Source organism: Streptococcus mitis (assembly GCF_946190065.1).
GTDB classification, from domain to species: Bacteria; Bacillota; Bacilli; order Lactobacillales; family Streptococcaceae; genus Streptococcus; species Streptococcus mitis_DE.
This window is the reverse complement of sequence record NZ_CAMHZD010000003.1, coordinates 1-18,610: the sequence shown is the minus strand read 5'-3', so window position 1 is coordinate 18,610 and position 18,610 is coordinate 1. Positions and strand designations below refer to the sequence as shown.

Genomic DNA, 18,610 nt, shown 5'->3' with positions numbered 1-18,610 from the left:
TGGAAAAAATAAATGAAAAACAATCAAATTAGATCGATTAAATACAATTTTGTCATGAATCTTATCTTGACAGCATCTAACTTTTTATTTCCTTTGATTACTTTTCCTTATGTTTCTCGTGTACTGCAAGTCGAGGCTAATGGAATAATAGCTTATGTAACCTCTATAGTGAGCTATTTTTCATTAGTAGCATCTTTGGGAATTCCGACATATGGAATTCGTGCTGCTGCAACTGTTCGTGATGATAAACGTAAGCTGTCAAAAGTTGTACAGGAGCTACTGATAATTAATATTGTTTTGGTTGGGTTTGTATTAATTATTTATTTTATTATGCTTTTTACAGTTCCTTCGATGCTAGTCTATAGTGAGCTGTTTTATATAAATGCTATCGGTATTATTTTAAATGTTCTTGGTGTTAATTGGTTTTTTCAGGCTATTGAGCAATATGATTATATAACAGTTAGATCTATTATATTTCGTGTTCTTTCTATAGCATTAATGTTTATATTTGTTCACCAACCAAGCGATTATATTATATATGGATTAATTTTAGTTTTATCGAGTGCTGGTTCCAATATTTTAAATTTTAAGCGTTTATTTAAGTACATAACACTAAAAAAACAGGACAAGTATGAATTCGTACCGCATTTTAAACCTATTTTAATCTTATTTGCTCAGTCATTGGTCATTTCAATTTATACAAATTTGGACTTGATTATGCTGGGAAGTATAAAAGATTCTTATGAAGTGGGGCTATATACAGCAGCAACAAAGCTAAAACTAATTTTATTAAGTGTTGTAAATTCATTAGGAAATGTTTTATTACCTCGGATGTCCTATTATGTGAGAAGAAATATGAAGGAACAGTTTGAACGTGTCATGGCTCAAGCCCTAAACTTTACGTTGTTTATTAGTCTTCCATTAGCTATATTTTTTACTTTGAATGCCAATGAAAGTCTTCTTATTCTCGCTGGAGAGCAGTATCTTGGTGCTGTACTCAGTATGCAGTTTTTAACAATTGCAGTAATTCCTATAGGAATCACTGGAGTATTAGGGATTCAAGTATTAACACCTTTGGAGAAAGAAAAATATCTTTTAATTTCAGTTATTGTTGGTGCAGTTATTGATCTACTATTAAATTTTATCTTAATTTCGCCCTATGGTTCAAGTGGAGCAGCGTTTGCTACTATGATTGCTGAGTTTGCTGTCTTGTTCGTTCAGATTTACTATACGAGAGAGTTACTCTTTAAAATAATACATCAAATAGTTGGAATACGCTATCTATTTACAGTAGGGATAAGTGCTTTAGGAATGATTCTTGTGAAGAGCTTACAACTAAGTCATTTTTGGTTATTATGTGTAGAAGGAATTATTTTCTTCGGAAGTTATGCTGTGATTCTAGTATTATTAAAGGATGATTTCATTCTTAATTTTCTTGAAAATTTTTATAAGAAATTAAAGAAAATTTAACTAATTAATTATTTTGGAAAATTTATTTTTGAAGGGGTGTATTATGTACGATTATCTTGTTGTTGGTGCTGGTCTTTTTGGCGCGGTTTTTGCCCATGAAGCAGCCTTAAAAGGAAAAAAAGTAAAAGTCATTGAAAAACGAAATCATATTGCGGGTAATATCTATACTCGTGAAGAGGAAGGAATTCAAGTTCATCAATATGGTGCCCATATCTTCCATACTTCTGATAAGGAGATTTGGGATTATGTAAATCAGTTTGCTGAGTTTAACCGTTACACAAACTCCCCTGTTGCAAATTATAAGGGAGAGATTTATAACTTACCTTTTAATATGAATACCTTCAATAAACTTTGGGGAGTTGTAACGCCAGCAGAAGCACAGGCTAAGATTGATGAGCAACGTGCTGTTTTAAATGGCAAAACTCCTGAAAATCTGGAAGAACAGGCTATTTCTCTTGTAGGTACAGACATCTACGAAAAATTAATCAAAGACTATACAGAGAAACAGTGGGGCAAGCCAACTACGGAACTTCCAGCCTTTATCATTCGCCGTTTGCCAGTACGCCTGACCTACGATAACAACTATTTTAATGATACCTATCAAGGGATTCCAATAGGTGGCTACACTCAAATAGTTGAAAAAATGTTGGATCATGAAAACATTGATGTAGAAACAAATGTTGATTTCTTTGCGAATAAAGAACAATATATGAAGGACTTCCCTAAAATTGTCTTTACTGGTATGATTGATGAATTCTTTGATTATAAATTAGGTGAACTAGAGTACCGTAGTCTTCGTTTTGAAAATGAGACCTTGGATATGGAGAATTACCAAGGAAATGCAGTTGTGAACTATACGGATGCAGAAACTCCATATACTCGTATTATTGAACACAAACATTTTGAGTTTGGGAATCAAGAAAAGACTATCATTACTAAAGAACATTCTAAAACATGGGAAAAAGGTGATGAGCCTTATTATCCAGTAAATAATGATCGTAATAATCATTTGTATAAATCATATAAAAAATTGGCTGATGAGCAAGGGAATGTTATCTTTGGTGGTCGTTTAGGACACTATCGTTATTACGATATGCACCAAGTAATTGGAGCAGCTTTGCAGTGTGTAAGAAATGAGTTAGATTAAAGAATTAAAACTGTGTCTCAGATGCTATTTACAAATATGATCAATAATTCCTTGACTACCTAATGTAGTTGAGGTTTTTTGATATTATTCATATTTTTGCGAAACTGTTGTTTAAAAAATAATTTTCTAAAATTCAGAAAATTCTATTGACAGGACTTTAAAAAGGGTCTATAATGGATAGAAAAACAAAGGAGAATACTATGAAAACAAGGAAAGTATTGGCTCTTGCGGGAGTCACTTTATTAGCAGCTGGTGTCTTAGCGGCTTGTTCTGGTGGTTCTGCTACTAAAGGTGAGCAGACTTTTGCATTTACCTACGAGACAGACCCAGATAATCTCAACTATTTGACAACCAGCAAGGCAGCTACTTCAAACATTACTAGTAACGTCATTGATGGATTGCTTGAAAATGACCGTTATGGGAATCTTGTTCCCTCTATGGCAGAGGACTGGTCAGTTTCTAAAGATGGTTTGACCTACACTTATAAGATTCGTCAGGATGCCAAGTGGTACACATCTGAAGGTGAAGAATATGCTCCTGTCAAGGCTCAAGACTTTGTAACAGGTCTTAAATATGCAACAGATAAGAAATCACAAGCTCTTTACTTGGTACAGGATTCAATTAAGGGGCTGGATGCTTATGCTAAAGGGGAAAATAAAGATTTTTCTCAAGTTGGAATTAAAGCCCTTGACGATCAAACAGTCCAATACACTTTGAACAAACCTGAAAGTTTTTGGAATTCTAAAACAACAATGGGTGTCTTGGCACCAGTTAATGAAGAGTTTTTGAACTCAAAAGGGGATGATTTTGCTAAAGCGACAGATCCAAGCAGTATCTTGTATAATGGTCCTTATTTGTTAAAATCTCTTGTGGCTAAATCTTCCGTTGAATTTGCAAAAAACCCTAACTACTGGGATAAGGATAATGTTCATGTTGATAAGATAAAATTGTCATTCTGGGATGGTCAAGATACCAGCAAACCTGCGGAAAACTTTAAAGATGGTAGTCTTACAGCAGCCAGACTTTATCCTACAAATGCAAGTTTTGCAGAACTTGAAAAAACGATGAAGGACAATATTGTCTATACCCAACAAGATTCGACTACGTATCTAGTGGGAACAAATATTGATCGTCAGTCCTATAAATATACTTCTAAGACTAGCGACGAACAAAAGACATCTACTAAAAAGGCTCTCTTAAACAAGGATTTCCGTCAGGCTATTGCCTTTGGTTTTGATCGTACGGCCTATGCTTCACAAGTGAACGGTGCCAGTGGTGCAAGCAAAATTTTGCGTAATCTCTTTGTGCCACCAACATTTGTTCAAGCTGATGGGAAAAACTTTGGCGATATGGTCAAAGAAAAATTGGTGACTTACGGGGATGAATGGAAGGATGTTAATCTGGCCGATGCCCAAGATGGATTATATAATCCTGAAAAAGCCAAGGCAGAATTTGCCAAAGCTAAGTCCGCTCTACAAGCTGAGGGAGTACAATTCCCAATTCACCTAGATATGCCAGTTGACCAGACAGCAACTACAAAAGTTCAACGTGTACAGTCTTTCAAACAATCGGTTGAAGAAACCTTGGGTGCAGATAATATCGTAATTGATATTCAACAACTACAAAAAGATGAAGTCTTGAATATTACCTACTTTGCTGAAACAGCAGCTGGAGAAGATTGGGATATTTCAGATAATGTGGGTTGGAATCCAGACTTTGCGGATCCATCTACTTACCTCGATATTATCAAACCATCAGTTGGTGAAAACACTAAAACCTACCTTGGCTTTGATTCTGGTACAGATAATGCTGCAGCTAAGAAGGTTGGTCTGAACGACTATGAGAAATTGGTAACTGAAGCTGGAAATGAGACAATAGATGTAGCAAAACGTTATGATAAGTATGCTGCAGCCCAAGCTTGGTTGACAGATAGTGCCTTGATTATTCCAACAACATCACTCACTGGTCGCCCAATCTTGTCTAAGATGGTACCATTTACGATGCCGTTTGCCTTCTCTGGTAACAAGGGGACAAGCGATCCGCTCCTATACAAATACTTGGAACTTCAAGACAAGGCAGTCACTGTGGATGAATATCAAAAAGCTCAAGATAAATGGATGAAAGAAAAAGAAGAATCCAATAAAAAAGCGCAAGAAGAACTCGCAAAACATGTGAAATAAGATAAAAAAGAAGTTAGTTATTCGCTAACTTCTTTTGGTTTATCGAAAATGAGTTGAAACCTCTCTTCACTTTCAAAGATTATGCAGCTAATTTTTTGTAGAAAAAATCCTGAGTTTTTATTCTCAGGATTTTCTTTCATCTCACTGTTGTGGTTGTTGAACTTGTGGATTTTGTGGCGTTGGTTGTACTGGTTGTGTCGGTTGAGCAGCCTGGCCAGCTTGTCCTTGGTTAGGATCAGTTGCTGGAGCATTATTGGGTTGTTGACCAACCGTCGTACTTGCCTGTGTAGTTGAACTTTCAGCTGTTGTGCTTGGAGTTTCTACTGTTTGTGTTTGTTGTGTAGCTGGATTATTCCAAGTGTTCTTGGCACTATTTTGGAAGACGAATTCTCCATTTCGGAACAGGCCGTTTGGCATCGTCCAATCTCCAGGTTGGTCATCTTCTGATAGATACGATATCATTGAGCGATAAACCTTAGCAGCAACTAGGAAACCATCTCCAACGATTGGAGTTAAACGATTTGAGTAACCAGTCCATACAGCCATAGAATACTTACGAGTATAACCTACAAACATTTCATCTGGAGCTACGTAGCCAGTGTTCTTGATATACTTTTCAATTTCGTCATCAGTATAGTTAGAAGTACCTGTCTTACCTGCTTGTGGAAGCCATGGTAGGTAAGCACCACGTCCGGTTCCGTAAGCTAAAACAGTTTTCATCATTTCGGTCATCATATAGGCAGTAGTTTCTTTCATAGCTCGTGTACCAGCATCAGAAAATTCTTTTTCACTACCATCACTAAAGACGATTTTATTGATATACATTGGTTTGTGGTAAATACCACCATTAGCAAAGGCGGCATAAGCAGCAGCCATTTTTTCACTACTTGCACCGTATTGTTTGTTAGATTCTGTTGTATTACTTGAAATGGCGTTAGCATAGTGGATGCTTGGATAATCGATACCTAAGCCATTTAGGAAGGTTTTCGCTCGATCTAAACCAACTTTATTTAATGTTTCAACAGCTGTAACATTACGTGACTGTTGGAGTGCATACTGAATTGTAATATTTCCAAAGTAGCCATGATCCCAGTTGTAGACAGGAGTATCAGTACCAGGATAGTTATAAGGAACATCATGTACAATAGAAGCAGTAGAATCATAGACTCCATATTCTAAAGCAGGAGCATAGTCAGTGATTGGTTTCATAGTAGAACCCCAGTCACGGTTGGTTTCAACGGCTTGGTTGATTCCAAAAGATACATTACTTGATTGGTGACGAGCTCCTAACTGAGCAATGACTTTACCATTCGTTACATCCACGATAGTGGAAGCTACTTGAAGTTCATCATCTGGATAAGCAACGTACTCATCTGTATTGTAAACATCCCAAAGTCTCTGTTGAACATTTTTGTCGACATTAGTATAGACTTCCATACCTGTGGTAAGAAGGTTGTAGCCAGTTTCTTGTTCGACTTGGTCGATTACTTCTTTGAGGTAGTTGTCCATATAGGCTGGGTAACTATTGGCTGACTTCAAGCTTTGAAGACCGTCAGTGATAGGCGTATTAATAGCTTTTTCGTAATCTTCTGCACTGATATATTTCTGTCCCTTCATTTCTGAAAGTACCAAGTTACGACGCTCTAGAGCAGCTTCTGGGTGGGAATATGGATCATATTGGTTAGGTGCCTGAGGCATTCCGGCTAGGAGTGCTAACTGTGGTAAGCTTAAATCCTTCAAGTCTTTTCCATAGTAATTTTCGGCTGCGGTTTGCATTCCATAGTTACCGTTAGACATATAGACTTTGTTGATGTAATAGGTCAGGATTTCTTGCTTGGTTGCTTTTTGCTCTAATTGAACGGCTAGCCAAGCTTCTTGAGCTTTACGTGATATGGTTTGGTCAGCAGTTGAAGTAGAAAAGTAAGTTAATTTAATCAATTGCTGGGTTAAGGTTGAAGCCCCTTGGAGTCCCCCTTGTCCTTGGAGGTTTCTCAATGTAGCTCCCATGATACGAATAGTATCAACACCTCTATGATCAAAGAAGCGGTGATCTTCGATTGAGACGATAGCTTTAACCAAATCAGTGGGAATTTCATTGGCTTGAGCATTTACGCGACGTTCAGAACCAAGGTCAGCAATCAGTTCGTTCTTATTGTCATAAATCTTGCTAGAAGTTGTCGCGACTAGTTTACTTTCAGATAAGGCTGGAGCCTTGCTAACAAAGTAGAGGAAGACACCACCACCTAATAGAAATAAAGCGATAAATAAGGTAAGGAATGTAATTCCCATATACTTTAAAAATCGCAGAATAATTTGTTTATTCATCTTGTTTTACCACCTAGTAAATGTTCTTTGATAATATCGAGATAGGGAATTTGAGGGAAAGCACCTGGCTCCACTAAATATCCGTTTTCCCGAATATATCCAAGTGGCATTGATTTTTGACCCTTATCTTGATGAAAAAAGCGAATCAAATCAAGTGCCGGTAACAAGTAAGTTTCTTGTTGAGAAGAAAAATGAAGCAGTACGAAGCAAATACCCTGCTGTTCTAGAACTTGTTCCATGTGTTGAATCTGGTGAAGATGAAAGTTCTTCATTGGAATAGCATTCTTTTGTCGTGTTTCCTTGGCTTCAAAGTCAATGTAATGTCCTCTATATACGCCAGAGTAATCCGTTGTGGAAGCTTGTCTAAAATAGGCTTCTACAATTTTGGCTCGACTCCGTTGAGGATAGTCTACTCGAACAATCTGAACAGGCGTTGGCTTTTTATGGATAACGGCCATGCCATGCATTAGATAATAGTCGTTAGTAGCGTTAATCATCTTTTCAAAAGTCATTCCTCGATTTGCGAAATTTTTTGGTTGAGAAATAGATGTTTGACTTTTTTTTGATGAAATTTTATGAGGATAGTTGACCATATTTCTCCTTATTGGTACAATAACATCACTCTATTATACCATAAAAATAGAAAGAAAGGTGCAAAAATGACTACAGCTTTAATTATGGGCTATTCTAACTTCGACTTGGGTGTGTTTAACGAAAAGGATATCAGGTTAAAAGTTATAAAGAAAGCTATTCGAAGGGATTTAGAAAGTTTAGCAGAAGAGGGACTTAAATGGCTGGTATTTACAGGGAATTTAGGATTTGAATCTTGGGTTCTCGATATTGCAAGTGAAATGAAAGACGAGTATGATTTTAGCCTAGCTACCATTTTTGATTTTGAAACACACGGGGAAAGTTGGAATGAAGCGAATCAGGTTAAACTTAGCCAATTTAAGCAGGTCGATTTTGTTAAATATGCTTATTCTAATTATGAAAACATGGGACAACTACGTGATTACCAACGATTTTTGTTGGAAAATACTGATTTAGCCTATTTTTTCTATGATCCAGAAAACGAGACAAAATTAAAATTTATGGATAACTTGATGACAAATCAGGAAGGATATCGTATAAAAAGGCTAACCTTTGAAGACTTAAATGAGCTGGCAGAAAATTTTTCTGAAAAGTAAGCCTTTGACCTTGATTTTTGTTTGCCTTTTTTTATATAATAATACTATTAGAAATTGAGAATGGAGAGAGAGATGGCAAGTATTATTTTTACAGCAAAAGATATTTTTGAGCAAGAGTTTGGACGTGAAGTTCGTGGGTATAGTAAGGTTGAAGTTGATGAATTTTTGGATGATGTCATCAAGGACTATGAAACTTATGCTGCTCTAGTCAAATCTCTCCGTCAAGAAATTGCTGAGTTGAAGGAAGAATTATCTCGTAAACCAAAACCTTCACCAGTTCAAGCAGAGCCTCTTGAAGCGGCAACTACAAGCTCTATGACGAATTTTGATATTTTGAAACGCTTGAATCGTCTCGAAAAAGAAGTATTTGGAAAACAAATTTTGGATAACTCTGATTTATAAGAGCTTATTTAAAATGTGCAATTTTTGGATAATCGCGTGGAGAGAATTTCTTTTCATGAGGAAAGTCCATGCTAGCACAGGCTGTGATGCCTGTAGTGTTTGTGCTAGGCGAAACCATAAGCCTAGGGACGAGAAATCGTTACGGCAGTTGAAATGGCTAAGTCCTTGGATAGGTCAGAGTAGGCTTGAAAGTGCCACAGTGACGGAGTCTTTCTGGAAACGGAGAGAGTGGAACGCGGTAAACCCCTCAAGCTAGCAACCCAAATTTTGGTCGGGGCATGGAGTGCACGGAAACGAACGTAGTACTCTGACTGCTATCAGCTCTATGCTGTTAGTGGTAGACAGATGATTATCGAAGGAAGTGGTCCTAGTCACTTCTGGAACAAAACATGGCTTATAGAAAATTGCATATAGGTTGGGGCTGAGAAAACTTTCTCAACCTCATTTTTTAAAGTGGACATATAGAAAGGTCTGATAAGACTGAAAATGAAAAAAGAATTTAATTTAATCGCGACCGCTGCGGCGGGTCTTGAAGCCGTTGTTGGGCGAGAAATGCGGGAGTTGGGCTACGATTGTCAGGTTGAAAATGGCCGTGTTCGTTTTCAAGGAGACGCGAGAGCCATCATCGAAACCAACCTCTGGCTTCGTGCAGCAGACCGTATTAAGATTATCGTTGGATCTTTCCCTGCTAAGACTTTTGAGGAGCTGTTTCAGGGAGTTTTTGCTCTAGATTGGGAAAATTATTTACCGCTTGGGGCTCGTTTTCCGATTTCAAAAGCCAAATGTGTTAAATCTAAACTTCACAATGAGCCAAGTGTTCAGGCTATTTCTAAGAAAGCTGTTGTTAAGAAGTTGCAGAAACACTATGCCCGTCCAGAAGGGGTTCCTCTGATGGAAACTGGTCCTGAGTTTAAGATTGAGGTTTCTATTCTCAAAGATGTGGCAACTGTCATGATTGATACGACAGGGTCTAGCCTCTTTAAACGTGGTTATCGTACCGAAAAAGGGGGAGCTCCTATCAAGGAAAACATGGCGGCAGCCATTTTGCAACTCTCTAACTGGTATCCAGATAAGCCCTTGATTGATCCGACCTGTGGTTCAGGAACTTTCTGTATCGAGGCAGTTATGATTGCTAGGAAGATGGCTCCTGGTCTTCGTCGCTCCTTTGCCTTTGAGGAATGGGATTGGATTAGTGATCGTTTGATCCAAGAAGTGCGTACAGAAGCAGCTAAGAAAGTGGATCGTGAGCTTGAGCTAGATATCATGGGCTGTGATATCGATGCTCGCATGGTGGAAATTGCTAAGGCTAATGCACAGGCAGCAGGTGTTGCAGGAGATATTACCTTTAAGCAGATGCGCGTGCAGGATTTGCGTTCTGATAAAATCAATGGAGTGATTATCTCTAACCCACCTTATGGAGAACGCTTGTCAGATGATGCAGGGGTTACTAAGCTTTATGCTGAGATGGGGCAAGTATTTGCGCCTCTGAAAACCTGGAGTAAGTTTATCCTAACTAGCGATGAAGCCTTTGAGATCAAGTACGGTAGTCAAGCGGATAAGAAGCGTAAGTTGTACAACGGAACTTTAAAAGTTGATTTGTATCAATATTTTGGTCAACGTATTAAACGTCAGGAAGTAAAGTAGGAAGGAAAACTCATGAGTAAGAAAAGACGGAATCGTCATAAAACAGAACATCAAGAAGCGCAATTTGATTTTGATGATGCCAAAGAGCTAACGGTTGGAGAAGCCATGCGAAAAAATGAAGAGGTGGAAGCAGGTGTGTTGCCTGGAGATTCTATCTTGGACAAGTATGTGAAACAACATAAAGATGAAATTGAAGCAGATAAGTTTGAAACACGTCAGTTTAGCAAGGATGATCTAGTTGAAAAAGAAGAGGTAGAAGAGATAGAGGAGACTCAGACTCTGGATAATTTGCTTCAAGAGCTTCGTGAGGAAACAGGAGTAACTTCTCCAGATCAAGAAGATGAATTGCGTCAGTTTGATGATTTAGAATTAACACGAGTTTCAGAAGCTCCTCTTGTCGAAGAATTTGAGACGGAAGAGGTACCATTAGTTGGAACGGAAGAGGCTCTCACACGTTCTCGAGTCACAGATAGTGAAGATGGAAAAAGTAAGAAGAAATGGGTGCTTTACGGTATTCTAGCAGCTTTAGTGGTTCTTATCCTTGGAACTGGTTATTATGTTTATCGTCAAGTGGCTCGTTCGACCAAGGAAATCCAAACTTCTCAATCAACTACAAATACGCAGTCAGATGCGGAAGAATTCAATAATTTATATGATGCCTTCTATACAGATAGCAATAAAACGGCTTTGAAAAATAGCCAGTTTGATAAGTTGAGCCAACTGAAGACCCTGCTTGATAAGCTGGAAGGTAGTCGTGAACATACCCTTGCCAAATCGAAGTATGATAGTCTAGCAACGCAAATCAAGGCCATTCAAGATGTAAATGCACAATTTGAGAAGCCAGCTATTGTTGATGGTGTGTTAGATACCAATGCCAAAGCCAAATCGAATGCTAAATTTACAGATATTAAAACTGGGAATACGGAGCTGGATAAATTGCTAGATAAGGCTATTAGCCTTGGTAAGAGCCAGCAAACAAGTACTTCTAGCTCAAGTTCAAGTCAAACTAGTAGCTCTAGTCAAGCAAGTTCAAATACTACTAGTGAGACAAGCCCAAGTAGCTCAAATACTGCATCAAATGAGACTAGAAGTTCTCGTAGTGAAATCAATATGGGCGTATCAAGTGCAGGAGTTGCTGTTCAAAGAAGTGCGAGTCGTGTTTCTTATAACCAGTCTGCTATTGATGATAGCAATAACTCTGCTTGGGATTTCGCTGATGGCGTCTTGGAACAAATCCTAGCGACTTCACGCTCACGTGGTTATATCACTGGTAACCAATACATCCTCGAACGTGTCAATATCGTTAATGGCAATGGTTATTACAACCTCTACAAGCCAGATGGAACCTATCTCTTTACCCTTAACTGTAAGACAGGATATTTTGTTGGAAATGGTTCTGGACATGCGGATGACTTGGACTACTAAGCAGTCGTTACAAAATTCTTTCTTTTCAAAAGTAAAAATGATAAAATAAAACAAATTAAACAAGAGGAGTGTCAAATGACAAAAGCTAACTTTGGTGTTGTTGGTATGGCCGTAATGGGTCGTAACCTTGCCCTTAATATTGAATCTCGTGGTTACACAGTTGCTATTTACAACCGTAGTAAAGAAAAAACTGAAGATGTAATTGCTTGCCATCCTGAAAAGAACTTTGTACCAAGCTATGACGTTGAAAGTTTTGTAAACTCAATCGAAAAACCTCGTCGTATCATGCTCATGGTTCAAGCTGGACCTGGTACAGATGCTACAATTCAAGCCCTTCTTCCACACCTTGACAAAGGTGATATCTTGATTGACGGAGGAAACACTTTCTACAAAGATACCATCCGTCGTAATGAAGAATTGGCAAACTCAGGTATCAACTTTATCGGTACTGGAGTTTCTGGTGGTGAAAAAGGTGCCCTTGAAGGTCCTTCTATCATGCCTGGTGGACAAAAAGAAGCCTACGAATTGGTTGCGGATGTTCTTGAAGAAATCTCAGCTAAAGCACCAGAAGATGGCAAACCATGTGTGACTTACATCGGTCCTGATGGAGCTGGTCACTATGTGAAGATGGTCCACAACGGTATCGAGTATGGTGACATGCAATTGATCGCAGAAAGCTATGACTTGATGCAACATTTGCTTGGCCTTTCTGCAGAAGACATGGCTGAAATCTTTACTGAGTGGAACAAGGGTGAATTGGACAGCTACTTGATTGAAATCACAGCTGATATCTTGAGCCGTAAAGACGATGAAGGTCAAGATGGACCAATCGTAGACTACATCCTTGATGCAGCAGGTAACAAGGGAACTGGTAAATGGACTAGCCAATCATCACTTGACCTTGGTGTACCATTGTCACTCATCACTGAGTCAGTATTTGCACGTTACATTTCAACTTACAAAGAAGAACGTGTGCATGCTAGCAAGGTCCTTCCAAAACCAGCTACCTTCAAATTTGAAGGAGATAAGGCTGAGTTGATTGAAAAAATCCGTCAAGCCCTTTACTTCTCAAAAATCATTTCATACGCACAAGGTTTTGCTCAATTGCGTGTAGCTTCTAAAGAAAATAACTGGAACTTGCCATTTGCAGACATCGCATCTATCTGGCGTGATGGCTGTATCATCCGTTCTCGTTTCTTGCAAAAGATTACAGATGCTTACAACCGTGATGCAGATCTTGCCAACCTTCTTTTGGATGAGTACTTCTTGGATGTTACTGCTAAGTACCAACAAGCAGTGCGTGATATCGTAGCTCTTGCGGTTCAAGCTGGTGTGCCAGTGCCAACTTTCTCAGCAGCTATTACTTACTTTGATAGCTACCGTTCAGCTGACCTTCCAGCTAACTTGATCCAAGCACAACGTGACTACTTTGGTGCCCACACTTACCAACGTAAAGACAAAGAAGGAACCTTCCACTACTCTTGGTATGACGAAAAATAAGTAGGTCTGCCATGGGGAAACGGATTTTATTACTTGAGAAAGAACGAAATCTAGCTCATTTTTTAAGTTTGGAACTCCAAAAAGAGCAATACCGAGTTGATCAGGTTGAGGAGGGGCAAAAAGCCCTCTCCATGGCTCTTCAGACAGACTATGACTTGATTTTATTGAATGCTCATCTGGGGGATATGACAGCCCAGGATTTTGCAGACAAGCTGAGTCGAACTAAACCGGCTTCAGTCATTATGGTCTTGGACCATCGCGAAGACTTGCAAGATCAGATTGAGGCAATCCAACGCTTTGCCGTTTCTTACATCTATAAGCCAGTTATTATTGAGAATTTGGTGGCTCGTATTTCAGCGATTTTCCGAGGTCGGGACTTTATCGACCAACACTGTAGTCAGATGAAGGTTCCAACGTCTTACCGCAATCTGCGTATGGATGTAGAACATCATACTGTTTATCGTGGCGAAGAGATGATTGCTCTGACGCGTCGTGAGTATGATCTTTTGGCTACTCTTATGGGAAGCAAGAAAGTCCTGACTCGTGAGCAGTTGTTGGAAAGTGTCTGGAAGTATGAAAGTGCGACAGAAACAAATATTGTGGATGTCTATATCCGTTATCTACGTAGCAAGCTTGATGTAAAAGGTCAAAAAAGCTACATTAAAACCGTGCGTGGTGTTGGTTACACCATGCAAGAATAGAATGGCAGTCATGCTCGTGTAACTGCTTTTTGAGCTCCATACTATCTGTAGCAGGAATCCCTGAATAATAGATAGTATGGAGCTTTTTTGAATAGCTATAAATGATGGCTTGTAATGGTCCAAAGGTCTGGTCAGGGAGAATGATTTCTTCTTGACCATAGTTTATTCTCAATGAAAATCAAGGAGTAAACTAGGAAGCTAGCTACAAGTTGCTCAAAACACTAGTTTTGAGGTTGCAGATGGAAGCTGACGCGGTTTGAAGAGTATTTGTATCTGATGAACTTTACTTTCATAGTTCCCTATTTTTTGGTACTCAAAAGAAATGGCTTATATGTAGGATAAGTTGACATGTTCTTTATAAGTATTCAAAAAATGGCATTTATCATAGTCTTGAAGAAAAGGAAAATTTTATTTTTGTTTTAACGTTATAATATAATAAATGGTTTAAATCCTGAAATATTCTGAAAATAATGGAAAATAATGGAAAATAATAAAAAATAATTAATATAATTGACAAATCTGCTAATGTGAATTATAATATTGATTGTATGTGTATTACATGCTATTTTTTAGATATCAAAAGGAGAAAATGTGATGTATTTTAATCGTAAAAATGCAGAGCAAAAGAACTGGAGAATGATCAAAAAAGGGAAGCATTTCCTATTCGGTTGTTCTCTTGTTTTTGCAGTCGGAGCTAGTTTAGCTACCCAAGTGGTTCATGCAAACACAGCAGAAACTACTGTAGCAAACAACTCGACTACTGGGGATGTTAAACCTACACAGAACGGAGATGGCAAGACTTATGAGGCACCTGCTGTAGCAGAAAACAAGCCAGAAGTTGCTGGAACACCGGCTGTGTCTACAACAGAACCAGCAGTAGCGGCAAAACTTGATGGAGAAACTGCAAAAGAAGTTAAAGCTTTAGACAAAACTAAACTAGAAAACTACATTGCAGAAATCGAAGCAAAATTAGCTAACGGAACATACGAAAACAAAACTGAAGAAAGTGTTGCGGTACTAAAAGCTGACTTAGAAGCTGCAAAAGCTACATTAGCAAACGCAACAACTCAAGGTGAAATCACAAAAGCTTACAATAAACTTGTAACTACAGCTAACACTAAATTAAAAAATAAACCTGTAGAGAAAAAAGAAACTCCAGCAGTAGACACTACTAATGGAAAAGAAACTGTAGGTAAAAAAGCAGAAAACACTGAGAAAAAATCAGAATCTAACTCAATCGAAAACACAGGATCTAACGACCCACGTAACGGTAAAGCATTAGATAAAAATAATGCTTTTAGGGCGGAAATTGCCTATAATATTGATTCTCAGGGGAACGACTATGGGAAAAAAGACAGTGTTATTACTAGTGGTATAAGAGGTTCATCTGAATCTGGTAATGCAATAACTGCTGTTAATTCCGTAATGAAATATAGAGCTCGTTACAATACAGATGCTACTGGGAAAATTACTTCTGTAGACTGGCAAGTTTTTTTCAATGATCATTTACAAAATTTCGCTAATGACTATGGAGTAAAGAATGAAGTGTTCCGAAACTACATTCAGATTCCTAATGAAGTGAATATGCCTACGGATATTCGCCGATTGCAATATAGAGCGGAAATGAAATTTGTAGACAGAAAATATCAACTAGTTGGCGGAGATGGAAGTGCTCTTAGTGATACTGTAACTTTTGATAACCCTACTCCAGCCACAGCAGCAGGACGTGCTCTTGCTAAAAATGAGAATTTGACAATAAATGGTAGTTGGGACAATTATACTAGAGGACTAGATACTCTGTATAATAATACTAGTTTCTATTATAAGGATGCTGTAAAAGACGAGATATCTGATACAAAAAATTTAGTAAACTCAAATGCTTTGCCAGGTAAGCGTGTTATCTATGATAATTCGAATACGGGTGGTAACTATAGAGACGGTTATGTTTGGGAGTTTACAACAACAGTTCCTGATAGAGTAACAAATGAACAGTTGAAAAATATGAAGGTTTCGATGGGAATGTTGAGTACAGGGACAGCAGGAGTTGACCACGGTTTCCACAGAATTGCAGAGAACCCTGTAAATCTATCAAAAGCTGATGTTACCCCTCCAACTGTAAAAACTCAAACAGTTAAAGTTAATGAACAACCAAAAGCAGAAAATTCAATTGCTAACTTCAAAGATCTTCCTGCTGGAACAAAAGCTGAGTTCAAGACACCAGTAAACACAGCAACGCCAGGAGAAAAAACAGCAACAGCAGTTGTAACATACTCAGATGGTTCGAAGGTAGAAGGACCAGTAAAAGTAATTGTTGAGAAAGAAGCAGCAACTCCAGCAGCGCCAACAGCACCAGCAGCGCCAGCAACTCCAGCAGCGCCAGCAGTACCACCAACAGTAGAGATTAAATACTCAGATCCAGCGCCTAATAAAAAAGAAGTATATGTATATGCATCAGAAGTTAATTCATTTGATATTAAAATCAAAGATGATAGCGGAAAAATTGCAAGTGCTGAGTTAAGAAGAGGAAGTAACCAAGAATTTAAAGACGTAGCAGGAGAAACTAATAAACAAGATACTCAATACGGATTTACTGCGAATAAATTTACTTCTGAAACAACGGCAACAGCAGAGAATCCAGCTGTTATCACGTATACTGGTACTCCAGCACCAGAAGGAGATTTTACAAAAGAAAAATTTGAAAAAGCAATTCAAGATGGAGGAACTCCACTAGGATGGCGTTTTGTAAAAGCCATTGATAAAGATGGAGCAGATGCTAGAGGAAATGGTAGAGATGCTACTGACCCAACTGCGGTTAATGTAATTCTTAAACCTCAAACTTTAAAATATGATATCCAAACTCCAGCAGAAGCTGACAAAGTAGTTGTATCAGATGTTAACAATGTTACTGATAAAGAGTTTGAAAAAATTAAAGAGAAAGTTAAAGTTGAATATTCTCAAAACAATCCAGATGCACGTTTAGCTGACAAAAAAGGTAAAGAAGTAGAAGATGCTTCAAAAGTTGTTGATAAAGTAGAAAAAGAAGGAAACAATCTTGTTGTAACCTATAAAGATGGTTCTCAAGATAAAAAACCATTGTCAGAATTTGTACGTACAAATGAAAAACCAACAGTAGAAATTCAATATTCTGACCCAGCACCAGATAAAAAAGAAGTATATGTATATGCATCAGAAGTGAATTCTTTTGATATTAAAATCAAAGATGATAGTGGTAAACTTGCAAGCGCTGAGTTAAGAAGAGGAAGTAACCAAGAATTTAAAGACGTAGCAGGAGAAACTAATAAACAAAATACAGAATATGGATTCACTGCGAATAAATTCACTACTGAAACCCCAGCAACAGAAGAAAATCCAGCTGTTATTACATATACAGGTACTCCAGCACCTGAAGGGAAGTTTACAAAAGAAAAATTTGAAAAAGCAATTCAAGATGGAGGAACTCCATTAGGATGGCGTTTTGTAAAAGCCATTGATAAAGATGGAGCAGATGCTAGAGGAAATGGTAGAGATGTTACCGACCCAACTGCGGTTAATGTAATTCTTAAACCTCAAACTCAAAAATATGATATTAAAACTCCAGCAGAAGCTGACAAAGTAGTTGTATCAGATGTTAACAATGTTACTGATAAAGAGTTTGAAAAAATTAAAGAGAAAGTTAAACTTGAATATTCTCAAAACAATCCAGATGCACGTTTAGTTGATAAAAAAGGTACAGAAGTAGAAAATCCAGCGGACCGTATTGCTTCTATTACTAAAGACGGAAACGATGTAGTAGTAACTTATAAAGATGGTTCTAAAGATACAAAACCATTATCAGAATTTGTAAATAAAGTACCAACAGTTGAACTTCCATATTCAAATGCAGACAAACGTCAAATCTATGTTTACACTGGTGAAAATACTGACTTAACATTCAAAGCTTCAGATGATGCAGAAGTTAAAGATTTGTACCTACGTGGACCAGGTGGTGTTGGAAATGATAACGCTGCAACGTTTGGATTTACAACAGGTAAGATTGACAACGGTGCTGTTACAAACGGAGAGGGAACAGTATCTGCTGACAAGAGAACAGCAACTATCAAGATGACAGGTGTTACAAATCTTAAAGCTCCAAACCAATGGACAAGTTTCATTGAAGCTAAAGATAATGAAAACATCAAATCAATGACAGGTGCAGACTACAATGCTTCAACTGATGATGCAGTACGTCAACAAAAACCAGGATATGTTCAATTCGTTGTTAAATCTCAAACAGATAAGTACGATATCAAGGCACCAACAGAAAAAGTTGCCGTAGCAGATCCAGCAAACGTAACAGAAGCTGATTTAGCTAAAATCAAAGAAAAACTACAACTTGAGTACAAGAAAGATAACGACGATGCGAATATCTCAAAAGATGCTCCAGTTACAGATAAAGATGCTAAGATTAAATCAGTAACAAAAGATGCTAAAGGAAATCTTGTAGTAACATATACAGATGGTTCTACAGATAAACACCCATTAGCAGACTTTGTTACTAAAGATACAACAGCTCCAGCTAAGCCAAATGCAGGTAACGATGTGGTTAAACCAGCAGATAAGACTGTGGTAGCGAACCCAGAAAAACTTACA

12 protein-coding genes and 1 other RNA gene are annotated in these 18,610 nt (G+C 37.9%); 11 read left to right on the top strand and 2 right to left on the bottom strand.

Going from position 1 to position 18,610, the window contains the following annotated elements:
• The first annotated feature begins 12 nt into the window (after window positions 1–12).
• From OCF96_RS02065 to OCF96_RS02055, 3 genes are all read left to right on the top strand, one after another.
• Window positions 13–1,470: a flippase gene (locus OCF96_RS02065; protein WP_261445709.1), complete on the top strand. Its 1,458-nt coding sequence runs from the start codon at window positions 13–15 to the stop codon at window positions 1,468–1,470.
• Between the two features lie 43 nt (window positions 1,471–1,513).
• A complete protein-coding gene (gene glf, locus OCF96_RS02060; protein WP_261445703.1) occupies window positions 1,514–2,617 on the top strand; it encodes a UDP-galactopyranose mutase in 1,104 nt (367 codons plus the stop codon).
• Between the two features lie 200 nt (window positions 2,618–2,817).
• Window positions 2,818–4,797, top strand: coding sequence for a peptide ABC transporter substrate-binding protein (locus tag OCF96_RS02055; RefSeq protein ID WP_261445694.1), 1,980 nt, complete (start codon window positions 2,818–2,820; stop codon window positions 4,795–4,797).
• Between the two features lie 141 nt (window positions 4,798–4,938).
• Here OCF96_RS02055 and pbp1a read toward each other — a convergent pair whose 3' ends face one another.
• Window positions 4,939–7,122 (bottom strand): penicillin-binding protein PBP1A, encoded by a 2,184-nt coding sequence (gene pbp1a, locus OCF96_RS02050; protein WP_261445692.1) that lies wholly within the window; start codon window positions 7,120–7,122, stop codon window positions 4,939–4,941.
• Window positions 7,119–7,715 carry a Holliday junction resolvase RecU gene (gene recU / locus OCF96_RS02045; RefSeq protein ID WP_261445691.1) on the bottom strand — a complete coding sequence of 199 codons (597 nt, stop codon included), beginning with the start codon at window positions 7,713–7,715 and terminating at the stop codon, window positions 7,119–7,121. The genes pbp1a and recU overlap by 4 nt, the downstream gene beginning before the upstream one ends.
• Window positions 7,716–7,781: 66 nt before the next feature.
• Here recU and OCF96_RS02040 point away from each other — a divergent pair, with 66 nt between their 5' ends.
• The 8 genes from OCF96_RS02040 to OCF96_RS10190 form a co-directional block, all read left to right on the top strand.
• Window positions 7,782–8,309 carry an SLOG family protein gene (locus OCF96_RS02040; protein WP_261445688.1) on the top strand — a complete coding sequence of 176 codons (528 nt, stop codon included), beginning with the start codon at window positions 7,782–7,784 and terminating at the stop codon, window positions 8,307–8,309.
• 72 nt (window positions 8,310–8,381) lie between these two features.
• On the top strand, window positions 8,382–8,711 hold the full coding sequence (gene gpsB / locus OCF96_RS02035) for a cell division regulator GpsB (RefSeq protein ID WP_180958229.1): 330 nt from the start codon (window positions 8,382–8,384) through the stop codon (window positions 8,709–8,711).
• A gap of 20 nt (window positions 8,712–8,731) precedes the next feature.
• An RNA gene (gene rnpB / locus OCF96_RS02030) (RNase P RNA component class B) lies at window positions 8,732–9,113 on the top strand.
• An 84-nt stretch (window positions 9,114–9,197) separates the two neighbouring features.
• Complete coding sequence (locus OCF96_RS02025) at window positions 9,198–10,355, top strand: THUMP domain-containing class I SAM-dependent RNA methyltransferase (protein WP_261122151.1); 1,158 nt, start codon at window positions 9,198–9,200, stop codon at window positions 10,353–10,355.
• 12 nt (window positions 10,356–10,367) lie between these two features.
• Window positions 10,368–11,780 (top strand): cell division site-positioning protein MapZ, encoded by a 1,413-nt coding sequence (mapZ, locus tag OCF96_RS02020; RefSeq protein WP_261445682.1) that lies wholly within the window; start codon window positions 10,368–10,370, stop codon window positions 11,778–11,780.
• Window positions 11,781–11,855: 75 nt separating this feature from the next.
• Complete coding sequence (gene gndA, locus OCF96_RS02015) at window positions 11,856–13,280, top strand: NADP-dependent phosphogluconate dehydrogenase (protein WP_050219820.1); 1,425 nt, start codon at window positions 11,856–11,858, stop codon at window positions 13,278–13,280.
• A gap of 11 nt (window positions 13,281–13,291) precedes the next feature.
• On the top strand, window positions 13,292–13,981 hold the full coding sequence (locus tag OCF96_RS02010) for a response regulator transcription factor (protein ID WP_000518027.1): 690 nt from the start codon (window positions 13,292–13,294) through the stop codon (window positions 13,979–13,981).
• A gap of 594 nt (window positions 13,982–14,575) precedes the next feature.
• A partial coding sequence (locus OCF96_RS10190; RefSeq protein ID WP_315898946.1) for a Rib/alpha-like domain-containing protein occupies window positions 14,576–18,610 on the top strand: 4,035 nt, incomplete at its 3' end.

What these genes read in the sequence shown, in the direction of transcription:
- OCF96_RS02065 (WP_261445709.1), top strand. Translation starts at nt 13, where the DNA reads ATGAAAAACAATCAAATTAGATCGATTAAATACAATTTTGTCATGAAT.
- OCF96_RS02055 (WP_261445694.1), top strand. Translation starts at nt 2,818, where the DNA reads ATGAAAACAAGGAAAGTATTGGCTCTTGCGGGAGTCACTTTATTAGCA.
- pbp1a (WP_261445692.1), bottom strand. Translation starts at nt 7,122, where the DNA reads ATGAATAAACAAATTATTCTGCGATTTTTAAAGTATATGGGAATTACA.
- OCF96_RS02025 (WP_261122151.1), top strand. Translation starts at nt 9,198, where the DNA reads ATGAAAAAAGAATTTAATTTAATCGCGACCGCTGCGGCGGGTCTTGAA.
- gpsB (WP_180958229.1), top strand. Translation starts at nt 8,382, where the DNA reads ATGGCAAGTATTATTTTTACAGCAAAAGATATTTTTGAGCAAGAGTTT.
- recU (WP_261445691.1), bottom strand. Translation starts at nt 7,715, where the DNA reads ATGGTCAACTATCCTCATAAAATTTCATCAAAAAAAAGTCAAACATCT.
- OCF96_RS02010 (WP_000518027.1), top strand. Translation starts at nt 13,292, where the DNA reads ATGGGGAAACGGATTTTATTACTTGAGAAAGAACGAAATCTAGCTCAT.
- gndA (WP_050219820.1), top strand. Translation starts at nt 11,856, where the DNA reads ATGACAAAAGCTAACTTTGGTGTTGTTGGTATGGCCGTAATGGGTCGT.
- mapZ (WP_261445682.1), top strand. Translation starts at nt 10,368, where the DNA reads ATGAGTAAGAAAAGACGGAATCGTCATAAAACAGAACATCAAGAAGCG.
- glf (WP_261445703.1), top strand. Translation starts at nt 1,514, where the DNA reads ATGTACGATTATCTTGTTGTTGGTGCTGGTCTTTTTGGCGCGGTTTTT.
- OCF96_RS02040 (WP_261445688.1), top strand. Translation starts at nt 7,782, where the DNA reads ATGACTACAGCTTTAATTATGGGCTATTCTAACTTCGACTTGGGTGTG.